At 60.5% G+C, this 23,582-nt stretch carries 25 protein-coding genes and 1 tRNA gene; 3 read left to right on the top strand and 23 right to left on the bottom strand.

Going from position 1 to position 23,582, the window contains the following annotated elements; all coding sequences use genetic code 11:
* Nucleotides 1-365: 365 nt before the first annotated feature.
* The 3 genes from L3J03_08045 (at nt 366) to L3J03_08035 (ending at nt 3,403) form a co-directional block, all read left to right on the top strand.
* Nucleotides 366-1,409, top strand: a complete 1,044-nt coding sequence (locus L3J03_08045; protein MCF6290928.1) for a PstS family phosphate ABC transporter substrate-binding protein — start codon at nt 366-368, stop codon at nt 1,407-1,409.
* 287 nt (nt 1,410-1,696) lie between these two features.
* Nucleotides 1,697-2,443: a phosphate ABC transporter ATP-binding protein PstB gene (gene pstB, locus L3J03_08040; GenBank protein ID MCF6290927.1), complete on the top strand. Its 747-nt coding sequence runs from the start codon at nt 1,697-1,699 to the stop codon at nt 2,441-2,443.
* A 261-nt stretch (nt 2,444-2,704) separates the two neighbouring features.
* Nucleotides 2,705-3,403, top strand: a complete 699-nt coding sequence (locus tag L3J03_08035) for a response regulator transcription factor (protein ID MCF6290926.1) — start codon at nt 2,705-2,707, stop codon at nt 3,401-3,403.
* Between the two features lie 166 nt (nt 3,404-3,569).
* On the opposite strand, the gene L3J03_08030 is transcribed toward L3J03_08035, so the two are convergent.
* The 23 genes from L3J03_08030 to L3J03_07920 all read right to left on the bottom strand — a co-directional run.
* Nucleotides 3,570-3,743 (bottom strand): hypothetical protein, encoded by a 174-nt coding sequence (locus L3J03_08030; protein ID MCF6290925.1) that lies wholly within the window; start codon nt 3,741-3,743, stop codon nt 3,570-3,572.
* A 48-nt stretch (nt 3,744-3,791) separates the two neighbouring features.
* Nucleotides 3,792-4,889 carry a 3-isopropylmalate dehydrogenase gene (locus L3J03_08025; protein ID MCF6290924.1) on the bottom strand — a complete coding sequence of 366 codons (1,098 nt, stop codon included), beginning with the start codon at nt 4,887-4,889 and terminating at the stop codon, nt 3,792-3,794.
* A gap of 222 nt (nt 4,890-5,111) precedes the next feature.
* Nucleotides 5,112-5,492: a hypothetical protein gene (locus tag L3J03_08020; GenBank protein ID MCF6290923.1), complete on the bottom strand. Its 381-nt coding sequence runs from the start codon at nt 5,490-5,492 to the stop codon at nt 5,112-5,114.
* A gap of 71 nt (nt 5,493-5,563) precedes the next feature.
* Nucleotides 5,564-7,762, bottom strand: coding sequence for a bifunctional 23S rRNA (guanine(2069)-N(7))-methyltransferase RlmK/23S rRNA (guanine(2445)-N(2))-methyltransferase RlmL (gene rlmKL / locus L3J03_08015; protein ID MCF6290922.1), 2,199 nt, complete (start codon nt 7,760-7,762; stop codon nt 5,564-5,566).
* Nucleotides 7,763-7,879: 117 nt separating this feature from the next.
* Nucleotides 7,880-8,053: a hypothetical protein gene (locus L3J03_08010; protein MCF6290921.1), complete on the bottom strand. Its 174-nt coding sequence runs from the start codon at nt 8,051-8,053 to the stop codon at nt 7,880-7,882.
* Between the two features lie 82 nt (nt 8,054-8,135).
* Complete coding sequence (locus L3J03_08005) at nt 8,136-8,279, bottom strand: hypothetical protein (protein MCF6290920.1); 144 nt, start codon at nt 8,277-8,279, stop codon at nt 8,136-8,138.
* On the bottom strand, nt 8,276-8,575 hold the full coding sequence (locus L3J03_08000) for a hypothetical protein (GenBank protein ID MCF6290919.1): 300 nt from the start codon (nt 8,573-8,575) through the stop codon (nt 8,276-8,278). Before L3J03_08000 ends, L3J03_08005 begins: the two co-directional genes overlap by 4 nt.
* A gap of 67 nt (nt 8,576-8,642) precedes the next feature.
* Entirely contained in the window at nt 8,643-9,023 is a 381-nt protein-coding gene (locus L3J03_07995) for a DUF1992 domain-containing protein (GenBank protein ID MCF6290918.1), read from the bottom strand.
* Nucleotides 9,024-9,139: 116 nt separating this feature from the next.
* Nucleotides 9,140-9,928: an EI24 domain-containing protein gene (locus tag L3J03_07990; GenBank protein ID MCF6290917.1), complete on the bottom strand. Its 789-nt coding sequence runs from the start codon at nt 9,926-9,928 to the stop codon at nt 9,140-9,142.
* 109 nt (nt 9,929-10,037) lie between these two features.
* Nucleotides 10,038-10,829, bottom strand: coding sequence for an MBL fold metallo-hydrolase (locus L3J03_07985; GenBank protein MCF6290916.1), 792 nt, complete (start codon nt 10,827-10,829; stop codon nt 10,038-10,040).
* On the bottom strand, nt 10,829-11,284 hold the full coding sequence (gene dut, locus L3J03_07980) for a dUTP diphosphatase (protein ID MCF6290915.1): 456 nt from the start codon (nt 11,282-11,284) through the stop codon (nt 10,829-10,831). Before dut ends, L3J03_07985 begins: the two co-directional genes overlap by 1 nt.
* A gap of 85 nt (nt 11,285-11,369) precedes the next feature.
* Nucleotides 11,370-12,635, bottom strand: a complete 1,266-nt coding sequence (locus L3J03_07975) for an insulinase family protein (protein ID MCF6290914.1) — start codon at nt 12,633-12,635, stop codon at nt 11,370-11,372.
* Nucleotides 12,636-12,639: 4 nt separating this feature from the next.
* The gene (gene pnp, locus L3J03_07970) at nt 12,640-14,730 is read right to left on the bottom strand and encodes a polyribonucleotide nucleotidyltransferase (protein MCF6290913.1); all 2,091 of its coding nucleotides are present in this window, start codon (nt 14,728-14,730) and stop codon (nt 12,640-12,642) included.
* Between the two features lie 72 nt (nt 14,731-14,802).
* Complete coding sequence (locus L3J03_07965) at nt 14,803-14,979, bottom strand: hypothetical protein (GenBank protein MCF6290912.1); 177 nt, start codon at nt 14,977-14,979, stop codon at nt 14,803-14,805.
* 37 nt (nt 14,980-15,016) lie between these two features.
* Nucleotides 15,017-15,286, bottom strand: coding sequence for a 30S ribosomal protein S15 (rpsO, locus tag L3J03_07960; protein MCF6290911.1), 270 nt, complete (start codon nt 15,284-15,286; stop codon nt 15,017-15,019).
* 109 nt (nt 15,287-15,395) lie between these two features.
* Nucleotides 15,396-16,184, bottom strand: coding sequence for a tRNA pseudouridine(55) synthase TruB (truB, locus tag L3J03_07955; protein ID MCF6290910.1), 789 nt, complete (start codon nt 16,182-16,184; stop codon nt 15,396-15,398).
* Between the two features lie 12 nt (nt 16,185-16,196).
* On the bottom strand, nt 16,197-17,183 hold the full coding sequence (locus tag L3J03_07950) for a bifunctional oligoribonuclease/PAP phosphatase NrnA (protein ID MCF6290909.1): 987 nt from the start codon (nt 17,181-17,183) through the stop codon (nt 16,197-16,199).
* On the bottom strand, nt 17,164-17,568 hold the full coding sequence (rbfA, locus tag L3J03_07945) for a 30S ribosome-binding factor RbfA (protein ID MCF6290908.1): 405 nt from the start codon (nt 17,566-17,568) through the stop codon (nt 17,164-17,166). The genes L3J03_07950 and rbfA overlap by 20 nt, the downstream gene beginning before the upstream one ends.
* A gap of 38 nt (nt 17,569-17,606) precedes the next feature.
* Complete coding sequence (gene infB / locus L3J03_07940) at nt 17,607-20,309, bottom strand: translation initiation factor IF-2 (GenBank protein MCF6290907.1); 2,703 nt, start codon at nt 20,307-20,309, stop codon at nt 17,607-17,609.
* 322 nt (nt 20,310-20,631) lie between these two features.
* Nucleotides 20,632-22,005 (bottom strand): transcription termination factor NusA, encoded by a 1,374-nt coding sequence (gene nusA, locus L3J03_07935; protein MCF6290906.1) that lies wholly within the window; start codon nt 22,003-22,005, stop codon nt 20,632-20,634.
* Nucleotides 22,006-22,132: 127 nt separating this feature from the next.
* Nucleotides 22,133-22,603 carry a ribosome maturation factor RimP gene (locus tag L3J03_07930; GenBank protein ID MCF6290905.1) on the bottom strand — a complete coding sequence of 157 codons (471 nt, stop codon included), beginning with the start codon at nt 22,601-22,603 and terminating at the stop codon, nt 22,133-22,135.
* A 202-nt stretch (nt 22,604-22,805) separates the two neighbouring features.
* Nucleotides 22,806-22,881: transfer RNA gene (locus L3J03_07925), tRNA-Gly, on the bottom strand.
* Nucleotides 22,882-23,158: 277 nt separating this feature from the next.
* On the bottom strand, nt 23,159-23,582 hold a 424-nt coding region (locus tag L3J03_07920), incomplete at its 5' end, for a PAS domain-containing protein (GenBank protein MCF6290904.1).

Raw genomic sequence — 23,582 nt, 5'->3', positions numbered from 1 at the left:
CGCCGTTGCGGCGAAGCGAGTTCCTGCTTGATAGCCTGTTTATGAACAGCCGGCCCTTCTCAATGGAGCGGCCGTTGGTAGAAGAAGACCCCTTTCCCGATAGGAGGGGGTTTACTGAATGTTTACGTAAGTTGTAAAGCTTCTTATACGATAATGGCACAAAATTGTTGGATTTTTGGTGCGGTTGCCTTGCTCGTGGCACCCGGCAGCACCCAACGTTTATATGCAAACGGTCTTGTAATATTTCCTTAATCAGCCTTTAACAAAACACCTCTATAGTGACGCTGACATTATTTCCGTCCAGTAGACACACATTATACGCGGCATAAAGCAGCGCTCACCAAAAAAGGAGGAAGCAGATGTTTTTGAAAAAAGCCATTGTCACCAGCGCGGTGGTCGTCACCGCCATGATCGGGGCCCAGCAGGCGGATGCCCGGGACTATGTCAGCATAGTCGGCTCGTCCACGGTTTACCCCTTTGCCACGGTGGTGGCCGAACAGTTCGGCAAGACCACCCGGTTCAAGACCCCGAAGATCGAGTCCACCGGCTCGGGCGGCGGCCTGAAACTGTTCTGCGCCGGGGTCGGCGTCAGGAATCCCGACATCACCAATGCCTCCCGCCGGATCAAGAAGTCCGAGATCAAGCGGTGCAAGGCCAACGGGGTCAAGGACATCGTTGAAATAAAGATCGGTTATGACGGCATTGTCCTGGCCTCATCCAAGGAGGTCGCCCCGATGAAGCTCACCAGAAAGGAACTCTTCATGGCCCTGGCCAAGGATGTGCCGGATCCGTCCGGCGCGGAAAAACTGATCCCCAACCCTTATAAAACCTGGCATGATATCGACCCCACCCTGCCGGATACCAGGATCGAGGTCCTCGGTCCGCCGCCCACCTCGGGAACCAGGGACGCCTTTGTCGAGCTGGCCATGGAGGGCGGCGCCAAAAAATTCGGCTGGCTCAAGGCGATGCGGAAAACAGATAAAAAGAAATTCAAAACCATTGCCCATACCATGCGCGAGGACGGCGCCTTTATCGAGGCCGGCGAGAACGACAACCTGATCGTGCAGAAGCTTGAGGTAAACCCGGCCGCGGTGGGCATCTTCGGCTTCAGTTTTCTGGACCAGAACACCGACAAACTCCAGGGTTCCTTTATCGACGGTGTTGAGCCGACCTTTGAGGCCATTGCCGATGGTAGCTATCCGATCTCCCGGCCGCTCTTCTTTTATGTCAAAAAGGCCCATGTCGGCGTAATTCCTGGCCTGACCGAATATCTGGACGAGTTCACCAGTGAAAAGGCCTGGGGCGACGAGGGTTATCTCGCGGACAAGGGACTGATCCCGATGCCGGCCGATGAGCGGGCCAAGTTTCGCCTTGATGCAAAAAAACTGCGCACCTTTACCATGGAATAATCCGGAACAACCCCTCCCTCGCGGGTCGACCGGTTTGCCGGCCCGGCCCGCGAGGTTTTTTTATAATTCCTGAATCCGTGAGTGTTCGAGAACGGATTCAGGTAATTGGAAGAAGCGTAAGCGTTTACCAGTGGTGTACAAAACAGTTCTTGGTGACGACTTTCCAAATGTCAACAGACACCCGGCAGGAGATCATGACGGACCAGGGCATCAATTTTAAGAAAATCGAAAAGGTCGAGCGCGACCAGCGTACCACCGTGGGTGAGATCAGCTCAGAAAATCCCCGGATGCGTTGCCGCAAGGTTGATGTCTATTATGGCGATAAACGCGCCATTCACGATATCTCCATTGATATCGGCCGCAACGAGGTCATTGCGATGATCGGTCCCTCGGGCTGCGGCAAGTCAACCTTTCTGCGCTGCCTGAACCGGATGAACGACACCATTGACACCTGCCGGGTCTTCGGCGAAATATTCCTTGACCAGACCAATATCTATGACAAGAAAATCGATGTGGTACCGCTCCGGGCCCAGGTGGGCATGGTGTTCCAGAAGCCGAACCCCTTTCCCAAGTCGATCTACGACAATATTGCCTACGGGCCGCGGATCCATGGCCTGGTGCAGAACAAGGTCGAGCAGGACGAAATAGTCGAACGCTCCCTGAAAAAGGCGGGCCTGTGGGAGGAGGTCAAGGACCGGCTCGATCAACCCGGCACCAGCCTTTCCGGGGGCCAGCAACAGCGGCTCTGCATTGCCCGGACCATTGCGGTGAGCCCGGAGGTGATCCTGATGGACGAGCCCTGTTCCGCCCTGGACCCGATCGCCACCGCCAAGATCGAGGAGCTGATCGATGAGCTGCGCAAGCAGTACACCATTGCCATTGTCACCCATTCCATGCAGCAGGCCGCCCGGGTTTCACAACGGACCGCCTATTTCCACCTGGGCGACCTGATCGAGGTGGGCAAGACCAAGGAGATCTTCACCAACCCGCGCCACCAGCTAACCGAGGATTACATTACCGGCCGGTTCGGCTGATGCCCCCTGCCTCTTCCCGGCGGCCCCAACCGCACCGGTTCCGCTCGATCTATGTTTTCCGGCTCCTATCCTCCTGGTGGCAGCGCTGCCCGGACCCGTCTGTCCGCGGGGAGATAATTTATATGCTGCGGGGAAGGATCGTTCGTAATAAGATAGATCAACCGGACCCTTGACGTAACCAATCACAGGGTAAGGCGCCGGCAATCCGGTAAACTCCAGGCCTGTGATCGCTTACCCCTTGACAACCACGCGAGTAACCCCATGGCCAAGAAGACCATCCTCATTGTTGAAGACGATGAAGATATCCAGCAGCTGGTGAGCTATAACCTGATCAAGTCGGGATTCGGGGTGGAATGCGCCGAGAGCGGCGAACAGGCCCTGGAACTGGTCCGGGAGCGCCGGACAGACCTGATCATCATCGATATCATGCTGCCCGGCATGGACGGCCTGGAGGTGTGCCGGACCCTGCGCAGCGACAGCCGGCTCGCCAAAACGCCGATCATCATGCTGACCGCCAAGGGGGAGGAGAGGGACGTGATCACCGGACTTGATCTCGGGGCTGATGATTATGTTACCAAACCCTTCAGTCCCAAGATCCTGATCTCCAGGATCAAGTCCGTTCTCCGGCGCCGGGCCGAGTCGGCCTCGGCCCTGGCGGAACAGGGCAACGAGGTGATCACCATCCACGACCTGAGAATCGATCCGGGCCGGCACGAGGTCACCCTGGCCGGCCGGCGGATAAATCTCACCCCCACCGAGTTCGCGATCCTGCGGCTGCTGGCCAAGCGGGCGGGCTGGGTCTTTACCCGGCAGCAGATAATCGACGCGGTCCGCGGCTATGACTACCTCATCACCCCCCGGGCCATGGATGTCCAGGTCTTCAGCCTGCGCAAGAAGCTGGGGGATACCGGCCGGAAAATCGAAACCGTCCGCGGGGTCGGCTACCGCCTTGAGGACTGATAATCGTAACCGTTCACCGGGGGTACGGATTTACGGTAAACTCATGCCCGTAAGCGTTTACCAGTGGCTTAGATTCGTTCATTCGGGACTGCGAAGCATACTGGTGCTATTCGAGCAGGCCAGAATGGGCGAAGATGAGGTGCTGGTGAACGCTTACTGATAATCCTCACTCCCGCTCCTGCACCGGGAACCGGCCCTGAAACCTGGTCCCGATCCCTTGCCTGCTCTGCACCCTGATGTCCCCTCCCATGGCCTGGGCCAGTTTTTTTCGAACCATGGAGCCCGAGCCCGCTGCCCCTGGTGTCCGGGCGAACCTCCTTGCCGCGATAATGACGTTCAAAAATCCGCTGCTGTTCCGGCCCGGCGCTTTAGCTGGAATTACTTTTGCTCAGCCCTTTTCAATGATCTCCACCACCAGGTCGCCGAAACCGCTGGTGGACAGAATAGTGGTCGGATCGGTATCCGGGCCCACCAGTTCGCCGGTGGTGTAGCCCCGCGCAAACACCCCGAACAGACCGTTCCAGATATCCTCGGCCTCCTGGGGCAGGTCGAGGCAGCGCTTCAGCATCAGGGCCACGCTGCCGATCAGCGAATAGGGGTTTGCCCTGTTGGTGCCGGCAATATCCGGGGCCGAACCATGGGCCGCCTCCACATAGCTCTTTTGCGGGCCGATGCAGGCCGAGGGCATCAGCCCCAGGGAACCGAGGATCCCGCCGGCCTGGTCGGTGAGGATGTCGCCCTGCATGTTCTCCAGGAGCATGACCCCGTTGAACCGGCCCGGGTCCTTGACCAGCTGGTAGGCGGCATTGTCCACCAGCACCGAGCGGCATTCCACCTCCGGATACTCCCTGGCCACTTCCGCCACCACATGGTTCCAGAAACGGGAGGTGGCCAGCACGTTGGACTTATGGATATTGGTCATCACCGCCCGGCGGCGGCGGGCCTCGATAAAGGCCACATGGGCGATCCGCCGCACCTGCTCGTCGGTGTAGATGCACTCGTCCGAGGCAAAGCGCTGATCAGTGGCCGAGCCCTCGGTCTTGGCCCCGAAATAGATGCCGCCCACCAGTTCCCGGATCATCAGGATATCAATGCCGTTGCCGATAATCTCGGGACGCAGCGGCGAAAAAGAGGCCAGGGACCTGGGCAGCCGCACCGGCCGGAAGTTGGCATAGGTGTCGTAGCGTTTCCGCAAGGGCAGGATGGCGCCCAGTTCGGGCCGCATCTCCAGGGGGATGGTGGCCATCTCCTCCACTGCCAGCCCCACTGGGCCCTTGATGATCACATCGGCCCGGTCGCACACCTCCTTGGTCTTGTCCGGAAAGGGCGAGCCCTCGGAAAAATAGGCGGCCGCGCCGAAGGGGGCGTATTCCAGGGTAAAGCTATGATTATATTTCCGGGCCACGGCCTGCAACGCCTTGATCCCTTGCCGGACGATCTCCGGGCCGATGCCGTCACCTTCCAGCACTGCAATGGTTTTTTCCATGGGTTACTCGATCTTCCTTGACCAACGCTTAAAAATAATTTCTCAGGCAGGTAAGCGAACCGGCGGGACTCCGAAGCTGCCAAGAGCGCAACGTTTTTTTTAAAAAAAAACAGTCCCCAAGCCGGCGGGACTGGCAACCCTAGCCGATCCTGCCGGAAAAGTCCATTGCTTATAAAAAGGCGCCTGGCAGAATAAAACACCCTATCCGGTCGGATAGTTTGGTCAGGGCAGGGGAGGAGAACCGGGACCGGAATGATCACCAGTCCGGCGAGTACCGGCAACAAGGGCATGGACAATGGAGGCGGCCCAGCAGGAAACCAGCAGGATCATGCCGATGTTTTCCAGGGCGGTGGTGCCGCTGGCGGCCGCCTGGTTGCTGATAGCCAGGATCCGGGCGCTGTCCAGGGTTCCCTGTTGCAGCTCCTTCTGGAGCAGATCAATGATCAGCGGCAGTCTCTGCATCAGCCCGGCCACAATCCCGGCTATCCCGGCCGCGGTCAACCCGATCAAGGCGACGCCGAGCAGCTTGCGGCCCAGGAATATCTGCCCGAGACCGGGGAAGACCAGGCCGGAGAGCAGGGCGCCTTTCATTTTCTGGTTCATATCTTTCTCCTGTCTCAGCTTAAAATAAACATCGGACGATTGACACCGCGGTTTTTCATTCTCTTCTCAAGTCACCCCCTGATCTCCCAGCAGGAATGGATAGCGGGCGAGCGGCCGAAATCCCTGGCAATGGTCCGGCCGGAAATATCCCGCACATGCAGGCCGGAAAGCCCGGTCCGGTCGATGACAAAACCGGGATGACGGGTGGCGAACAGGAGAGTGCCGCCCGGGGCGAGCAGCCTGGTTGCGCCTCGGATCAATCGGCCATGATCGCGCTGCGGGTCAAGGTTTTTTCCACTCTTTTTCCGGGAATGAATCCTGGCGGGCAGGTCAAGGAAGATGAACTCGAATTTACCTTTCGCGCCTTCAAGCCAGGAAAAACCGTCGGCCTGGACGAGTTGATGCCCGGGACCGTTCACATTGTTCAGGTCCAGATTCCGCCGGATCCAGGCCATCTCGGCGGAAGAGCCGGTCACCGAAACGGTGGAACTTGCCCCGCCTAATGCCGCGGCCACGGTTATCGTGCCGGTACGGGAAAAAAGATTTAAAAAACTCTTTCCGGCAGCCATCTTCCGAACCAGCTTCCGGATCGACCGATAATCCAGGTCCAGGCCGCGGATCCGGGAACCGGTCACCTTGACGACAAAGCGACAGCCCGCCTCCTGCACCTGCTGGCTGGCATCGATCTTTTCCAGGAGCTGGCCGGCGCTGGATCCGGCCTGGCAACGGATGGTATAAAAAATCCGCTCCAGCGATACCTCCAGCACCTTTGCCACGGCAGCCAGGACCTCCTTGCGGCGCTGTCCCGCCTTGTCGGCGGCAAGTCTCTTGGAGGGTGAATCAGCCAGGACCTGCACCCAGTCCCCATAGACATCAACCGATACCGGGTATTCGGGCAGGTCGCAATCATAGAGCCGATAGCAGTCCGTCTGCTGCTGCCGGGCCCAGTTGCCGATGGTGCGCAGGTTCTTGCGCAACCGGTTGGCCAGCATCTCCCCGCCCGGGGAAAGAACGGTCGGTACGGCCGGGGCCTGGCCGCGCCGGTATTTTTCCGGGTCCAGGGTAAAGTGGAGCAGTTTGCATTTCAGCGCCCCATTGTACAGGGTATGGATCCGGTGGGCCTTGAGCCGCAGCTCCTGGCCCAGCTCCGGGTTGGAGGTAATCAGGGCCGCCTGCCAGCCCTGGTAATGCTCCTTGAGCCAGGCGCCGATCCCACCGTACAGCGGCCGCAACTCCTCGATCTCGCCCAGCCGTTCGCCATAGGGCGGATTGACCACCACCAGACCGGCTTTTTTGAAAGCCCCGGGGAATGGGCCGGCCGCGGTCAACTGCCGCCGTTCGAAGTGAATCTTTTCAGTAAGCCCGGCCGCGGCCGCGTTGTCCCAGGCCGCGTGGATACTTTTTTTGTCCTGATCAAGGCCGACAATGGGCGGTATCCGGGTGAGCCCCTGTTTCTGCCGGGCCCGGGCCGCGGCCAGCAACTCCTGCCACAGGTCTGACCGGTGCCGCAGCCAGCCGGAGAAACCGAAATAATCTCTACACAGACCCGGGGCGATGTCCCCGGCAATAAGCGCCGCCTCGATGGGCAGGGTGCCGGAACCGCACATCGGGTCGATCAGCGGACCGCCGGCCCGGGCAATGGCCGGCCAGCCCGAGCGGACCAGGATGGCGGCGGCCAGGTTCTCCTTGAGCGGCGCGGCCATTCCTTGCCGGCGATAGCCGCGCCGGTGCAGACTCTCTCCGGAGAAATCAATGCTGATGATGGCCCGGTCGCAATGCAGATGCAGGTTAATCACCAGATCGGGCCGAATCACGGCCACCGAGGGACGGCTGGAGTATCGCTCCCGGAGCTGGTCGACAATCGCGTCCTTGACCTTGAGGGCGGCAAAATGGGAATGGTTGATCCGGGACTGGGAACAGTGGGCGGTTATCGCCAGGGTACTGTCGGAAGTCAGGTGCTCGGCCCACTCCACGGTGCGGACCCCGGCATAGAGTTGCTCCTGGGAAGCAGCGTCGAACCCGGCAATCGGCATGAGAATCCGGCTGGCCATCCGCGACCAGAGGCAGGCCTTGAGGGCCACCCGGATATCGCCATGAAAGGCGACCCCGGCCCTGGTTTCAGCGACTCCGGAACCACCCAGCCCGCGCAGCTCGTCGGCCACCAGGGATTCCAGCCCCCTGGCGCAGGTGGCAAAGAATTGCCGGTCTGGCAATGGATCGGCAGAGCAACGGGCGTCATGTTGCAACTTGTTGGTTTTATTGGGTGGCATTTGAAGCCTTTTGGGTTGTTACGAGTTCATCATTATTGAAACTGGCTGAAGGGGCTTACGCTATCAACGGCTCAAACGGTTCAAACAGCTTGAACGTTTTTCAAGCCGCTTACCGGGTCACTCCTGGTCATCGACCAGATAATCCTTGAGCTTCTCCAGCAGGGACTCGGGCAATTCCTGTTTATGGAGAAAGGCATGGGCCTCCTCGCCAGTGATCCGTTCCTTGATCTCAATGGGCAGGGACCGCAGCACCGCCATCCGTTCCGGGTCCGGTTTTTCCTTGTTGGTCATAATCTTACTCCTTATAGAGATACATCATAGAGATACATCATAGAGATACATCTTTTTGTTTCGGATTCAACCGTTCAACCGTTCAAACGGTTTCAATGAGCGCCGCCATTCGCTCGGCAACAAATATCAGCGACTCGATATCAAGAATATCCAGCACCCGGTGGTCGAACAACACCTTGACCTTGGAAATACTGTTGGGCAGACTCTCCAGGCCGACCCAGGTCATGTCGGGAGAGCGGCCGCCGCCGCGGACCAGCGGGCCCCCAGGGGCTCGGCCGTACCGCTGAAATCCCGGCCGGCGAGCTTGGTCTTCAGATGCGCGACCAGGGCCAGGTCCCGTTCCCGGGCAATCTCCGTCATTGAGCCGGCCGCGGCCGGGGCCAGGTCCAACCCGCTGTGGTCAAGATAGGGGCAGCGGCCCGGATCGATGCCGGTTGCCACCACTGCCGCGCCAAAGGCCAGGCAGGTGGGATAACCGCATTGGCCGCAGTTGCTCTTCGGGGTTTGACGGACGATATCCAATGGAGTTGCCGGGGCCATGATTTTTTATAGCCAGGAGACAGGTCAGGGGAAGAGGACCCTCTGACCGCTACGGGGTTCTCACGGTGATCCGGTCCACCACCTTGGGAAAGTACTGCTCCTGGGCCTCCAGGTTTGCCGGCCGGCTGCGCATGGAATTGAGCTTGAACACCAGCACCTCCAGTTTTTTCAACTGCTGGAGACGGGTATGTTCGTCGCTGGTGCGGGCAATCAACTCACGGAGCTGAAAGATCTCCTTGCGGGCCTCCACCTCCGGCGGCACATATCCGGCATTTTTGAGGATCTTGTAGGCCATGCGCAGATCCGGCGGCACCAGTTGATTGTTTTCAACCGGCAGCGGCTTGCCGTGCAGGGTCGAGTTGTTCAGCTGTCCCTCGCTGATCGCCGCACTGATCTTTCGTTCTGCTATCAGTTGGATTATATTTAACATTTTTTGTTTTTTTGTGGGTACATGCTCGGCTTAACCGTTGACCGGCAAGGGCTGTCCGTTTTCTGGTCATCATATCACCAAAAAACGGAATAAGAAAGCAGGGGCCCCGGCCCGGTTCAGGCCGGTGGTATTTCCGGCATCGGCTGCTGCGTTTCAAAATATAGCCTGGTGGCCCCCACCACCCCCAGGGGGATGGCGCAGAACTGCAGAAAGGGGATGGCCAGGATGGCGAGCAGGCCGCTGCCAAAGCCGAGCAGCAGCAGCTTGTGGGCCAGGATGAACCGGCGTTGATCCTTGAAGCCCAGGTGCTTGCGGCCGAAGATATAGCCGGTGTATTCCACCACCAGGAAAAAAATGGTCCAGAGCACCGAGAGCACGGCGTACAATGCCGAGCCGATGCCGGGCAGCAGATTGAGCCCCAGCAGAAAAATCATGCCCAGCACAAAAAGAAGAATCTTTTTGCCCTCGTCGAACAGGGTCCGTTTCAGGTCCTGGAGAAAGACCTTGAAGACAAAGGGTTCCTCGTTGCGCACCCCGCTTAAGATCTCCTCGGTGCGCTCGGACAGGATATCGTTAAAGGGCGAGGCGATCAGGCTGCCGATCGCGGTAAAGGAAAAAAAGACCAGGACCATGGTCAGGAGCACGGCCACCACCCAGGTGGCGTAGTGGAGAAAGATCCAGTACCAGGCATCGCCCAGGGGAATGAAGTCAAGCGCCAGCTGGTTGAAAAAACGGAGCCCCAGAAAAACGGCCAGGCTGAACACCGCCAGGTTGATGGCAAAGGGAATAACCACATAGGGATAGAGACGCGGCTGCCGGCGGATGAAACCAAAGGCGCGAAAGGGATGGAGCAGCCCGCGGCTGAAGTTCCCCACAGTAGCGGGCCTGGTCAGAGCGGTCATCATGGTTCCCCCTGATTGCTGGAATGAATCAACTGGTTATCCCGTGGACTCGAGTGAATTCAAGATATGGACCCGACCTTATCATGGAAAGCAGAAGTAGGCCCGGGCAGGCTCAAGCGCCGGCCAGGGTCACCAGTTCGCCGACCCGGTCCTGGCGGCCCAGGGAAAGGACCGGCTGCCGCTCGCCATTCTCGGCCAGGGTGGTAAGCACCAGGAGCGCCTCCTGGTAGGCCAGCTCGGGCCGGTTGTTGGCATCGCTCAAATGGGCGAGCACCACATGCTCCAGCCCCTGGTGCCAGAGCGCCAGCAGAAAACGGGCCGAATCCCGGTTGGCCAGGTGGCCCTTGTTGCCGCGGATCCGTTGTTTCAGGTAAGGGGGATAGGTACCGTTTTTAAGCAGGACCGGATCGTGGTTGCTTTCCAGTACCAGTCCGTTGCAATGGGCCAACCGGTGGTGCATCAGCCGGGAGACCATGCCGGTGTCGGTGCAGAGTCCCAGCGAGGCCCGGCCGTTCCTGAGCACGAAGCCGACCGGATCGGCGGTGTCGTGGGAAACGGAAAATGGATGGATCTCAAAATCGTTGATCACAAAGGAGGTGCCGGTTTCGAATTCGCGCCGGGCAAAGAGTTTCTTTAAGGTTGGTCCGGCGGCCGTGTGGGTGGCCGGGTTGGCATAGACCGGCAGCCTGCCCTGGCGGGAGAGCACGCCCACCCCCCGGATATGATCGCTATGTTCGTGGGTGACCAGGATGGCGGTGAGCGAGGATATATCAATGCCAATGACCGCGAGCCGTTTCCTTATCTCCAGACCGGAGAAGCCACCATCGATGAGCAGCGAGGTGGTGCCGCTGGCCACATAGGTGGCATTGCCCTTGCTGCCGCTGCCGAGAACACAGAATTGCATCAGATTCCCGTATGGCCGAAGCCGCCGGCCTGGCGGGCGGTCTCGCTCAAGTCGCTGACCACGGTGATTATTGCCCGGCTGACCGGGGCCAGCACCAGTTGGGCAATCCGGTCGCCGCGGTTGATGGTGAACTCCTTTGGGCCCAGGTTGATCAGGCCGATCTTCACCTCGCCGCGGTAATCGGCGTCAATGGTTCCGGGGCTGTTGACAATGGTGATCCCGTGCCTGACGGCCAGGCCGCTGCGCGGCCGGACCTGGATCTCATGGCCCGGGGGAATGGCCATTGCAAAACCGGTGGGGAGCATCCGGATCTCGCCCGCAGCGATGGTGACCGGGGCGCTAATCGCGGCGGCCACGTCCATGCCCGAGGCCAGTTCGGAATGATAGGCCGGCGGGTCCAGGTCCCGGACCCGGTCCGGGTCGAGCCAGCGGAAGTAGACAGTCACCCTCTCCATGAATTTTCCCCTTCTTTCGCAACCCTCATCACTACATCACTCAGCACTTGTTGCTCATTGCTCGACCCTCAGCACTCAACCCTCATTAATGCGTCAGCAGGGCCCAGTCCACATCGCTCGAATTCAAGGGACCCAGGGCCGCCATGGTCATATCGCTGGCAAAGACCCGTTCCGCCAGCCGGCCGATATCCTCGGCCGTTACCCGGTCAATGGCCGCGGCCACCTCGGCAAACGGGACATAGCGGTCATGGACCAGTTCGTTGCGGGCGATGCGCATCATGATCGCCTCCATGCTCTCGGCCGCCAGGTAGAGGCCGGCCTTGACATACTCCTTGGCATTGGTCAGTTCCGGGTCAGGTACTGTTTCCTGCTTGAGCCGGTTGATCTCGGCAATGGCCCGGGACAGCGACTCGTTCACCGACCCTTGATCCACCCCGAGGTAGACACCGATATTGCCGCAATCGAGATAGCTGGACACATAGGAATAGATGGAATAGGCCAGGCCATGCTTTTCCCGCAGTTCCTGAAAGAGCCGGGAACTCATGTTGCCGCCCAGGAGCACGTTCAAGAGCAGGAACCCGTACCGCTCCGGATCACGGGCGGACAGGCCGCAGGTGCCGAGCAGCAGATGCACCTGCTCCAGGGGTTTGTTAAAAACCGCGCGCCGGGGTTCGAGCAGCGTCGGTTGGTGGCGCTGCTCCTCCTCGCCGGCATCAGGGGCCGGAAGGCCTCTCCCGGCCGCCTTGGACCAGCAGGCGACCAGGTCGTCATGGTCAATGTTGCCGGCCGCGGCAATAATGATCCGGCCGGGGGTGTAGAATTTACGGAAATAGTCGATCAGTTTCTTGGAGTCCATGGCCGCCACCACCTCCCGGCCGCCGAGTACGGTGTTGGCCAGGGGGTGCCGGCCCCAGAGCAGGGAGGTGAACAGATCGTGGACCTGGTCCTCGGGCATATCCTCCACCATGCTGATCTCCTGGAGGATTACCTGTTGCTCCCTGGCAACCTCCTGCTGGGCGAAACAGGAGTTGAAAAAGATGTCGGCCAGCAGATCGATCAACACGGGCAGGTGACGATCCAGGACCGTGGCATAGTAACAGGTGGTGTCGCGGGAGGTAAAGGCGTTGGCCGCGCCGCCCAGCACATCCAGTTCCCGGGCGATCTGCTCACCGCTCCGGCGGCCGGTGCCCTTAAAAAGCATGTGCTCGATAAAATGGGCCGTGCCGTTGTTCAGGTCGTGTTCGTCACGGGACCCGACATCGACCCAGATCCCCAGCGACGCCAGCCGCGAATGCGGCAGGCGTTCGCTGATGATCCGGAGACCATGGTCAAGAACGGTCTTACGGTACATAAGATTATTTTTTTCCCGCCAGAACCGCCTTACGGCTCAGACGGATCTTGCCGCGCTGGTCGATCTCCAGGACCTTGACCTCCAACCGGTCTCCTTCCTTGACCACGTCGGTGACCTTGTTGACCCGTCCTTCGGCCAGCTCGGAGATGTGGACCAGCCCGTCGGTGCCGGGCAGGATCTCGACAAAGGCGCCGAAATCCTTGATCGTCTTGACCAGGCCGTCGTAGATCCGGCCGACCTCGGCCTCCTTGGTCAGGGACTCGATCCGCTCGATGAGCTGCTGGGCCACCACCCCGTTGGGGGTGAAGATGTTGACCGCGCCGGAATCATCCACCTCGATCTTGGCTTCGTACTCCAGGGACAGGGCCTTGATCATCTTGCCGCCCGGGCCGATGATGTCCCGGATCTTGTCCGGATTGATCTTGATGGTGAAGAATTTGGGGGCAAACTCGGCCACGTTGTCACGCGGCGCACCAATCGCCTCCAGCATCTTTTCCAGGATGTGCAGCCGGCCGGTCCTGGCCTGGGCCAGGGCCCGGCCCATGATCGCCTTGTCCACCCCGGCGATCTTGATATCCATCTGCAGCGAGGTGATGCCTTCGGCGGTTCCCACCACCTTGAAATCCATGTCGCCCAAATGATCCTCGTCGCCCAGGATGTCCGAGAGGATGATCACTTCATCATCTTCCTTGATCAGACCCATGGCTATCCCGGAGACCGGGTTGCTGATCGGCACCCCGCCGTCCATCAAGGCCAGGCTGGCCCCGCAGACCGTGGCCATGGACGAGGAACCGTTGGACTCCAGAACCTCGGAGGCCACCCGGATGGTGTAGGGGAAATCCTCAACCTCGGGCAACACCGCGGCAAAGGACCGCTCGGCCAGGGCGCCGTGGCCGATATCCCGCCGGCTGGGACCGCGCAGGAAGCGGACCTCGCCCACGCAGTAGGGCGGGAAGTTGTAGTGGAGCATGAACCTTTTGAACTCTTCGCCGTTCAAGGTCTCGATCCGCTGCCGGTCCCGTTCGCTGCCCAGGGTGGCGGTGACGATGGCCTGGGTCTCGCCGCGGGTGAACAGGGCCGAACCATGGGTCCGGGGCATGCAGCCCACCTCGCAGGTGATGGCCCGGACAGCGTCAAAATCACGGCCGTCGATCCGGGTCTTTTGCTTGACGATCCGCTCGCGCATCATGGTTTTCTTCAGCTCGCTGATAAAACCGGATATTGCCCGGGGATCGGCAGCATCGTCTTGCTCGACCAACTGGGCGATGACCTTTTCCTTCAGCTCATCGGAGCGGCGGCCCCGTTCCATCTTGTCCGAGGTGGTGATCACCGCGAGCATCTCCGGCCCGGCCAGGGCCTCGACCCGTTTTTTCAGCTCAAGATCGACCTCGATCCGGGGAACCGCCCGCTTGGGCACGCCGACCGCGGCCCGCATCTCTTCCTGGAGATCAAGCAGCGGTTGCAGGGCCTGGTGGCCGAAGAAGATGCCTTCCAGCACCACCTCCTCGGACAGGCTGTCGGCCCCGCCTTCCACCATCACCACTGCTTCACGGGTACCGGAGACGATCAGGTTCATCCGGGAGTCGAGCAACTGGCTCCTGGTGGGGTTGACCACGTATTCACCGTTGATATAACCCACCCGCACCCCGGCGATGGGGCCGAGAAAAGGGATGTCCGAGATGGTCAGGGCGCAGGAGGCGCCCAGTTGCGTCAGGATGTCGGGATCGTTCTGCTGGTCCGCGGACAGCACGGTGCCGATCACCTGGGTCTCGGTCATATAGCCGTCAACGAACAGGGGCCGCAGGGGCCGGTCGATCAGGCGGCAGGTAAGGGTTTCTTTTTCGCTGGGCCGGCCGATCTCGCGGCGGAAGAAACTGCCCGGGATCCGGCCCACCGCATAGAGGCGCTCCTGGTACTCGATGGTCAGGGGCAGAAAGCCCATATCAGGTTTGGGGGCCTTGGCCGCGGTGGCGGTGACCAGCACCACGGTATCGCCGTAGGTGACCAGGACCGAACCGTTGGCCTGCTTGGCCATCCGGCCGGTCTCAACGCTCAGGGTGCGGTCGCCGATTTCTACTTCGATTTTTTTATACATCGGGTTCTCCTTGTGAAGGGGTGGCCGCTACCCGGCCGGTCCGCTGCCGGCAAGAACCCAGATCTCACTGTTTCACCGGGGCTCGGGCCGGGCCTGTTGACCAAGCCCCGGTGAAACGGTGAGAGATGAGAGTCTTGCCAGTGATTCCGCGAACCGTTGCCGGGGAGCCACCGCATTTTTCCCGCCCCGGGTGGAGCGGGAATAAAAGATAATGCCCGGCAAAAAAAGATTATCCGCGCGCCAGATCATCTCAGGCGGGGGCCTCTTCTTCACCGGGCCGACAACTTTATTTACGGATACCAAGCTCCTGAATCAGGGCCCGGTATTTGGCGATATCGTTCTTTTTCAGATAGTTGAGCAGCCGGCGTCGCTGGCCGACCAGCTTGAGCAGACCCCGCCGGGAATGATGGTCCTTCTTGTGCACCTTGAAATGCTCGGTGAGGTAGCTGATCCGGTTGCTGAGCAGCGCGATCTGTACCTCGGAAGAACCGGTATCAGTGGGGTGTGTTTTGAATTTTTCAATAATTTCCTGTTTCTTTTCAGCTTGCAGGGTCACGGTACAACCTCCTTGAAAAAAGTATGATCCTCTTGAAATGGTCTTTGTTTCGGTTTCACCCCTGCCCGCAGAAATGACCGGTTGCCGCCTGGCCGGGTGTTTTTTTGTTTTATTTTAACAGCTCGGTAACCTGGTCAACGGTGAGCAGGTGCCGGGCCAATGCCTGTTGCGCCGCGATCCTGTTGTCCAGCACCGCGCCGTCCAGGGCCGCGGTCACTGAAAAAGGGCCGCTCCGCAACCGCCGCAGGGCAACCAGGTGGGCGCCGCAGCCCAGGGCCGCGCCGATGTCCGCGGCCAGGGTCCTGATATAGGTCCCCTTGCTGCAGACCACCCGCACGGCCAGGGTGTCCTTATCAAGGCCCAGACAGTCCAGGGCCTTGATCTCGATCCGGCGGGCCTCTTTTTTTACCTCGATTCCTTTGCGGGCATAATAATACAGGGGTTTGCCCTTATATTTCAAGGCCGAAAAACAGGGCGGCTCCTGCAGTTGCTCACCGATAAACCCGGCAAGACAGCGATGCATTGCCGCCAGGGTCAGGTCCGGTACCGGCCGTTGGTTGACCACCCGGCCTTCGCAATCCTGGGTATCGGTCTCCACCCCCAGCCGCATGGTGGCCGCATACTCCTTGTCCCCTTCCATGAAACAGGAGATCAGCCGGGTTGCCGGCCGGCCGGCGCAGATCACCAGGAGCCCCGAGGCAAAGGGGTCCAGGGTGCCGGCGTGGCCGACCTTTTTGATCCCCAGGGCCCGCCGCACCAGCCGGACCATGGCGAACGAGGTCGGGCCCACCGGCTTGTCCACCAGGAATACCCCGGCGGTGATCGGTTTTTCCGCGGCAGCACCGCCGTCGGTCGTTGCCGGGCCCCGCGGCGCACCCGTTTCCATGGAATTCAACATCGACCCTATTCTTCAACTCGATGCCAGGGCGGCTTGCAACTCGCGGAGCAGGTCGGCGCGAACCGCCGCCAGGGTGGTCCCCTGGAGCCGGAAACCAGCGGCATTGCGATGGCCGCCGCCGCCGAAGATGCCGGCGATCCGGGCCACGTCACATTCACCCTTGGCCCGCAGGCTGACCCCGACCCAGCCGTCGCCGGCCTCCTTGAAGAAGGCTGCCGCCTTTACCGTATTCAACGAGCGGGGATAGTTGATAAAATCCTCGGTATCGTCCCGGGTCGTGCCGGTTGCCGCCAACATCTCGCTGGTAACGGTGATCAGGGCGATCCGGTCGTTGTCATGCAGCTCCAGGGTCTTGAGAACCTTTTCCAGCAGCCGCAGCCGGCCCGGGGTGAAGTTGTTGAACAGCTTGCCGGCCACCTCGGAGGGCCGGCCCCCCTTGTCCACCAACGCCCCGGCCACCCGGAAGGTATTGGCCGTGGTTGATTCATATTTAAAGGAACCGGTGTCCGAGACAATGGCGGTGAGCAGACAGAATGCCGCCTGCGGGGAAATCGACCCGCTCAGTGTTGTTGCCAGTTCGTAGACCATCTCGCCGGTGGAGGAGCGGGCCGGATCAACCCAACGGAGGTCACCGAATTCCTTGTGCCCGGCATGGTGATCGATCACGATAAAGGGATGGATGGTCAGCAGTTCATCCATCCGCCGGCCGAGCCGGAAACGATCGCCGCAGTCCAGGACCACGGCCGCATCGAACCGGGCCGGGTCCGGCAGCCGGTTGTCCAACTGCTCACAGCCGGGCATGAAGTCGTAGATATGCGAGACCCGTTCCTCGCTGTAGTAATATGGTTTTTTGCCCAGGGACTCGAGGATAGCGCCCAGGGCCAACTGGGAGCCCAATGCATCGCCGTCCGGAAAAATATGGGTGGCCAGGAGGATGTTCCGCTTGTCCCGCAACTCGTCGGCAATCCGGCCTACTGTCTCATTCGGCTGTATCGTCATCAGTGGCAAGCTCCTTAAGGAGTTTCTCCATTTTCTGCTGGTGAACCAGGGAAAGATCACGGTGGAACTGCAGGTCCGGGGTGGTCCGGAGGGCCAGTGTCCTGGCCAGATGGCTGCGAATGAAGCCCTTGGCGCCGGCCAGGCCGGCAGCCGCCTTTTCAGCCTGTTCCGCATCGCCGAAAACACTGTAATTGATCCGGGCCCTTTTCAGGTCCCTGGTCATTACCACCGAGACAATGGACACCGGGGCCAGGCGCGGGTCCCTTGTCCGGGTGACCAGCAATGCGCTGATCTCCCGCTGGATGACATCCGCCACCCGCTGGGGACGTTTGCCGTGGCCCGGCCGGGCGGCCGGGAAAAGATCGGTTTTCGGGTTCCAGCTCATTATTATGGATACAACTCTGATGGGAAATCGACGGGCCCCTACAGGGTGGAGGCGACCTCTTCCATCACAAAGGCCTCCAGCACATCGCCGACCTTGATATCGTTAAAATTCTCCACGCAGATTCCGCACTCATAGCCGGTGAGCACCTCGCGGGCATCGTCCTTGAACCGTCGCAGCGAACTGATCCTGCCGGTGTAGATCACCACCCCGTCCCGCAGCACCCGCACTGCGGCATTACGTTCGATCCTGCCGTCCACCACGTAACAGCCGGCAATGGCGCCGACCTTGGGGGCATGAAAGACCTCCCGCACCTCGGCGGAGCCGATGACCTTTTCCTTAAAGGTCGGTTCGAGCATGCCGGTCATGGCCTTGCGGATATCGTCCAGGGCATGGTAGATCACGTCGTAGAAGCGGATATCGACCTTTTCCTGTTCGGCCAGGGCCTTGACCTTGGCATTGGGCCGGACATTGAAGCCGATGATGATCGCCTCCGAGGCCGAGGCCAGCAGCACGTCCGATTCGGAGATGGTGCCGGTGCCCTCGTGCAGGGGCACCACCTTGATCGCATCGGTACTCAGTTTTTCCATGGCCTTGCCGAATGCCTCCAGGGTGCCCTGGACATCGGCGCGGAGCACCACCCGCAACTCCTTGACATCTCCCTGCTGCATCTTTTCGAACAGCTTGTCCAGGGAGATCTTGTTGGTCGAGGCCAGCTCTGTTTCCCGGGCCTTGAGCTGCCGGGAGGCACTGACACTCTTGGCCATCTTATCATCAGTGACCACCAGAAAGTCATCACCGGCCCGGGGCACGCCGGCGAGTCCCTGCACCTCCACCGGCATGGAGGGACCGGCCTCGGGCACTGTTTCGCCCTTGTCGTTGATCAGGGCCCGGACCCGGCCGGAATAAAGGCCGACCACAACAGGATCGCCGGGGTGCAGGGTTCCTTCCTGAACCAGGACCGTGGCCACCGGTCCCCGGCCCTTGTGGAGCTGGGCCTCGATAACCCGGCCGCGCGCCTTGCGTTTGGGGTCTGCCTTCAGTTCGAGCACCTCGGACTGAAGGAGAATATTTTCCAGCAGTTCCTGGATGCCGACATTCTGTTTGGCCGAGGTCTCGCAGTAGATAACCTCGCCGCCCCATTCTTCAGGGACCAGGTCCAGTTCGGCCAGTTCCCTTTTTACCCGGGCCGGATCGGCATTGGCCTTATCGATCTTGTTCACCGCCACCACGATGGGCACTCCGGCGGCCTGGGCATGATTGATCGCCTCCCTGGTCTGGTCCATGACCCCGTCGTCGGCCGCCACCACCAGGACGACCACGTCGGTGACCTGGGCGCCGCGGGAACGCATCTCGGTAAAGGCCTCATGACCCGGGGTGTCGAGAAAGACCACGTCGCCGACCCCGGAGCGCACGTAATAGGCCCCGATATGCTGGGTGATGCCGCCGGCCTCGCCAACTGCCACATCGGTCTTGCGGATGGCATCAAGAATGGAGGTCTTGCCATGGTCGACATGGCCCATGACCGTAACCACCGGCGGCCGGGGCTGTTCCTCGCCGCCGGCTTCCCGTTCTTCGAGGTTGAGGATATGGATCTCCTCGGTGACCACCTGCTCGACCTCATAGCCGAAGTCAGCCGCCACCAGGGTGGCGGTGTCCACATCCAGGGCCTGGTTCATGGTGGCCATCACCCCGAGCCCCATTAACTTGACAATCACCTGATTGACCTTGATCCCCATCCGGTGGGCGAGATCACCAACCGAGATGGTCTCAAAGACCTTGATTCTCCGTTTAATGGCCTTGCTCTCGGCTACCGCCGCCTCTTCCCGGGCCTTTTTCTTGCCCCGTTTCTTGCCCGGCAGCCGGCCCATGTCCTCGCCGCCATAGGCATTAAAGCCCCGGCCCCGGCGCCGGCCGCCGAGCCCCGCGCCCTTGCGGCCCTTGAGCCCGGGCTCGGGCCTGATCTGAACCAACCGCTTGCCTTTTTTCTTGCCGCGGGTTCCGGGGGCCGGGCCCTGGCGGAAGCCGTTTTTCTGCAGCGCGGGTTCCACCGGCCCGGCCGGGGCGCCTTTTGCCCGGGGTCCCTTGGCCGGCCTGGCCGCTCTGGCCGGTCTGGACTCTTCCACCGGGAGTTGGATCGCGGCCCTCTTGATTACCTTGGCCAACCCCTTGCGGGACTTGGCAGGGACTATTTTTTTGAGTACGGGCTTTTCCGCTTCGGGCTCGCTTGCCTCGGCCGCGACCTCGGGCGCACCTTCTTCAACAGGAGTCTCAACCGGTTCAGCCTGGGCCGGAACCGGCACTTTTGTTTCCTCCAACCCCGCATCGGCCCGCGGAGCGGCCGCTGTTGCCGGTTCTGCTTCCGTTATCGTCGCCGCTGGTTCCGGGGCCTCGGGGGCGGCCGCGGTCTCGGCAGCCTGCGGTCCGGTGGACAGCGCCTCTGGCTCAACCTCCGCCTCGCCGGCTTCCGGCCCGGGCTCGGGCGCCGGCGCCGGCACCCGGCGGCGCACGGTCTCAGCCCTTCTCCGGATCACGGTGCGGCCGCCGGTTACGCTGATCCGTTTTTCCACGATCTCCACCTTGGTGATCCCGAGAACCGACTTGCGAATATCATCCGCCACCTCCTCGGTCACCGTGGAACTGTGCCCCTTTATATCGTATCCCAGATCGATAAGCTTATCCGCCAAAGCCTTGCTCGCCATTCCTGCTTCTTTGGCCAACTCATAAACCCTGATCTTGCTCATGCTCCACTCCTGATTCTCAAGCCGCCGCCTTGTCCGCACTCTACCCGAAAAGCTCTGGCCAGTCTTCTTCTGTCCCTAAGGAACTGTTGTCTGCAGCGTTGGTTGTCACAGCAGTATGCACCGCGTCCGGGCGCCCTTTTTACAGGGTCCGGGACCAATTCGCCGTTCTTTATCACAAAACGTACCAGCATCTCCCGGGCCATCTTCCGGCCACAACCGAGACAGGTCCGGACCGGACCGAATGGTCGTTTTTTTCGAAATCGTCGAGAGGAGTCAACCTTGCCGGCCGGTATCTGTATCGTCATCCGTTTCAGCTACCCTGTTACCTCTGCGTCGCTGTCCGCAGCCGCCACCGGCTCTCCGGGGTCCTTATCCTTATCATCGGTCTCAGCCTCAGCCTCAGCCTCAGCCTCAGCTCAGCCTCAGCCTCAGCTTCAGCTTCAGCCTCTGCCTTGTCCTGCTCCTCTTTTGCCACCCGGGCCGCGGCCAGGAGTTCGGCGGCCCGCTCTTCTTCGATCCCGGCCTGGTCGGCCAACTCTTCCGCGGTCATCTCCAACAGGTCCTTGATCGTGGTCACGCCCCGGTCATAGAGGATGTCGGCCAAGGCCTCATCAAGCCCCTCAATGGCAACAAGTGATTTATACCCCTCTTCCGCCAGCTTGGCATACCGCTGCTCGCTTTTGACATCGATCCGCCATCCCATCAGCTTCGAGGCCAGGCGGACATTCTGTCCCTGTCGGCCGATGGCCAGGGAAAGCTGGTCATCAGGGACCACCACCACCAGGGTCTTCCGGTCCTCATCCACCAGGACCATGGAAACCTGGGCCGGGGCCATGGCATTGGAAACGTATTTGGCCGGGTCGGGATTCCAGGGAACGATATCGATCCGCTCGCCTTGCAGCTCCTGGACCACGTTCTGGACCCGCGAGCCCTTCATGCCCACGCAGGCGCCCACCGGGTCCACGTCGCTTTCACTGGAGGCCACGGCGATTTTCGCCCGGAACCCGGGCTCCCGGGCCACGCCGAGGATCTTGACAATGCCCTCGGCAACCTCCGGCACCTCCATCTCAAAGAGTTTGGTCAGGAAATTGTTGTCCACCCGGCTTAAGATCAACTGGTGGTCACGGTGGTTCTGGCGCACGTCCAGCAGATAGGCGCGGATCCGGTCGCCCTGGCGATAAGAGCGCTTGGGAATCTGTTCGGTCTGGGGAATCACGGCGTCGGTCCGGCCGAGGTTAACGATCATGTTGCCTTTTTCGAACCGCTGGACAATGCCGTTGATGATGTCCCCCTTGCGATCCCGATACATCTCGTAGATCACGTCCTGCTCGGCGTCCTTCATCTTCTGGATGATGACCTGCTTGGCAGACTGGGCCGCAATCCGTCCCAGTTCGGCGATGTTGTCCATCTTGGTTCCCAACTCGTCGTGCAGTTTCACCTCCGGGTCCAGCAACAGGGCCTCGTCCAGGGAGACTTCCAGTTGTTCGTCCTCGACCTCCTCCACCACGGTCCGGAATTGAAAGACCTCTACTTCGCCCAGTTCCTCGTTAAAACGAACCTCGAGTTCGCGCCGGCTGCCGTGTTTTTTCTTGGCTGCCGACCGCACCGCTTCCTCCACCGCCTCTACGAGCAGTTCACGGTTGATCCCTTTATCCCTGCTGATCTGGTCGATAATTCTTTTTAAGTCCGATATCATCGTCTTCCGCTCCACATAGCATTATGCAGACGGCCCTGCAGGGCCGGATTTCCCGGCGCCGCACAACCGTTCCCAGTGCCTGATTCCGCCCCGGATTCGGTTGTTGGCCTGGTCCTGTTACAGGTTATCAAAACTCGATCTCCAGCCGGGCCCCGGCGATCTCCACCATGGGGATCCGGACCTCGCCCTGCTCGCAGGCCAAGGTCAAAACCCCATCCTGCAACGGGCCCAGCCGGCCGACGAACACCTGCCGGCCATCCAGGGGCCGGCAGGTCTTTATTTTTGCCAACCGGCCGCTGAAACGCTGGAAATCCTGTTCGTTGCGCAGGGGCCGGTCCAGGCCGGGCGACGAAACCTCCAGGTGGTAGGCATGGCCGATCACATCCTCAATTTCCAGCAGGTTGCCCGCCTCGCGGCTCACCCGCGCGCAATTATCAACCGTGACCCCGGCCTGGCTGTCAATGATCAACCGCAGGATCCAGCCGTGTCCCTCCCGGCGGAACTGGATCTCGAACAATTCCAGGCCCAGGTCCGCAACCAGCGGGGCCACGAGGGCGGCCACCCGGTCATGCACCGCTGTCTGCTGTTCTGTTTCCATCGCCGTCTTCGCAAATAAAAAAAAGCGGGCAGGTGCCCACTTTTCATCTCCTTCGCCCAGGCAATACCACCAGTGCCTGCACCCGAATTCCACAACCGCGTGGCGGCCCGAACCGCGCGGCCCCTGCCGGTCGGCAAGGGCCCATTAAAGAATAAGGCCGCGGGCAAGGGTCTGTACCAGCGGCCGAGTCCCGCAAGAGATATGGAGCGGGCAACGGGGCTCGAACCCGCGACCCCAAGCTTGGGAAGCTTGTACTCTACCAGCTGAGCTACACCCGCCCGCACACTTCTTTAATCCGGGCAACTATAATTGAATTTATCCGTTTGTCAAGGGGGATCGGGCCGGACGCACGAACGATACAATTATTCGGAATAGCCGGGCAAGCGGTTTATCAGCACACTTTTTTTACAGGGATGAACACGGATGCACGCGGATGGTTAAGGAACCACCCCGTTGCTGCGAAGCGCACGACTTTCATATAATTAGCCCTGCATCCTCTGCGCTCTCGGCGGTAAATTCAGGCCTTTTGCGAGTTCATCTCTTGTAAGTAAAAAATCAATCCATGAGCCGTTTCTGGCCCTTGATCCTGCGGATCCAGCCGATGGCCTGGGTGACCTCAAGCACGCCCAGGTACTCGCCCTGGTCGCCATAGACCGGAAAGTAGCGGATCAACACCTTGTCGCCGCGGAAATCAATCCAGAACTCGGCCTTGTCCATGGTGCGATTCTTGAACCCGGTGACGATCCGCCGGACCATCTCCACGCTCTGGTCGGGGTGGCATTTTTCCACCTTCCGGCCCACCACCGAGCGGGTCCGGGGAAAGGGGTTTTTCTTATACCGAACGGTGTAGCGGACCCTGAGCCGCAGCCGTGACGGCAAAAGCGGAATTTGAAACAACTTCGGCAGGATATGCTTATGGGTTCCGAATCGCCGTTGCGGCGAAGCGAGTTCCTGCTTGATAGCCTGTTTATGAACAGCC

It is taken from the genome of Desulfobacterales bacterium, assembly GCA_021647905.1.
Taxonomy (GTDB): Bacteria; Desulfobacterota; Desulfobulbia; order Desulfobulbales; family BM004; genus JAKITW01.
This window is presented reverse-complemented; position numbering and strand designations above follow the sequence as displayed.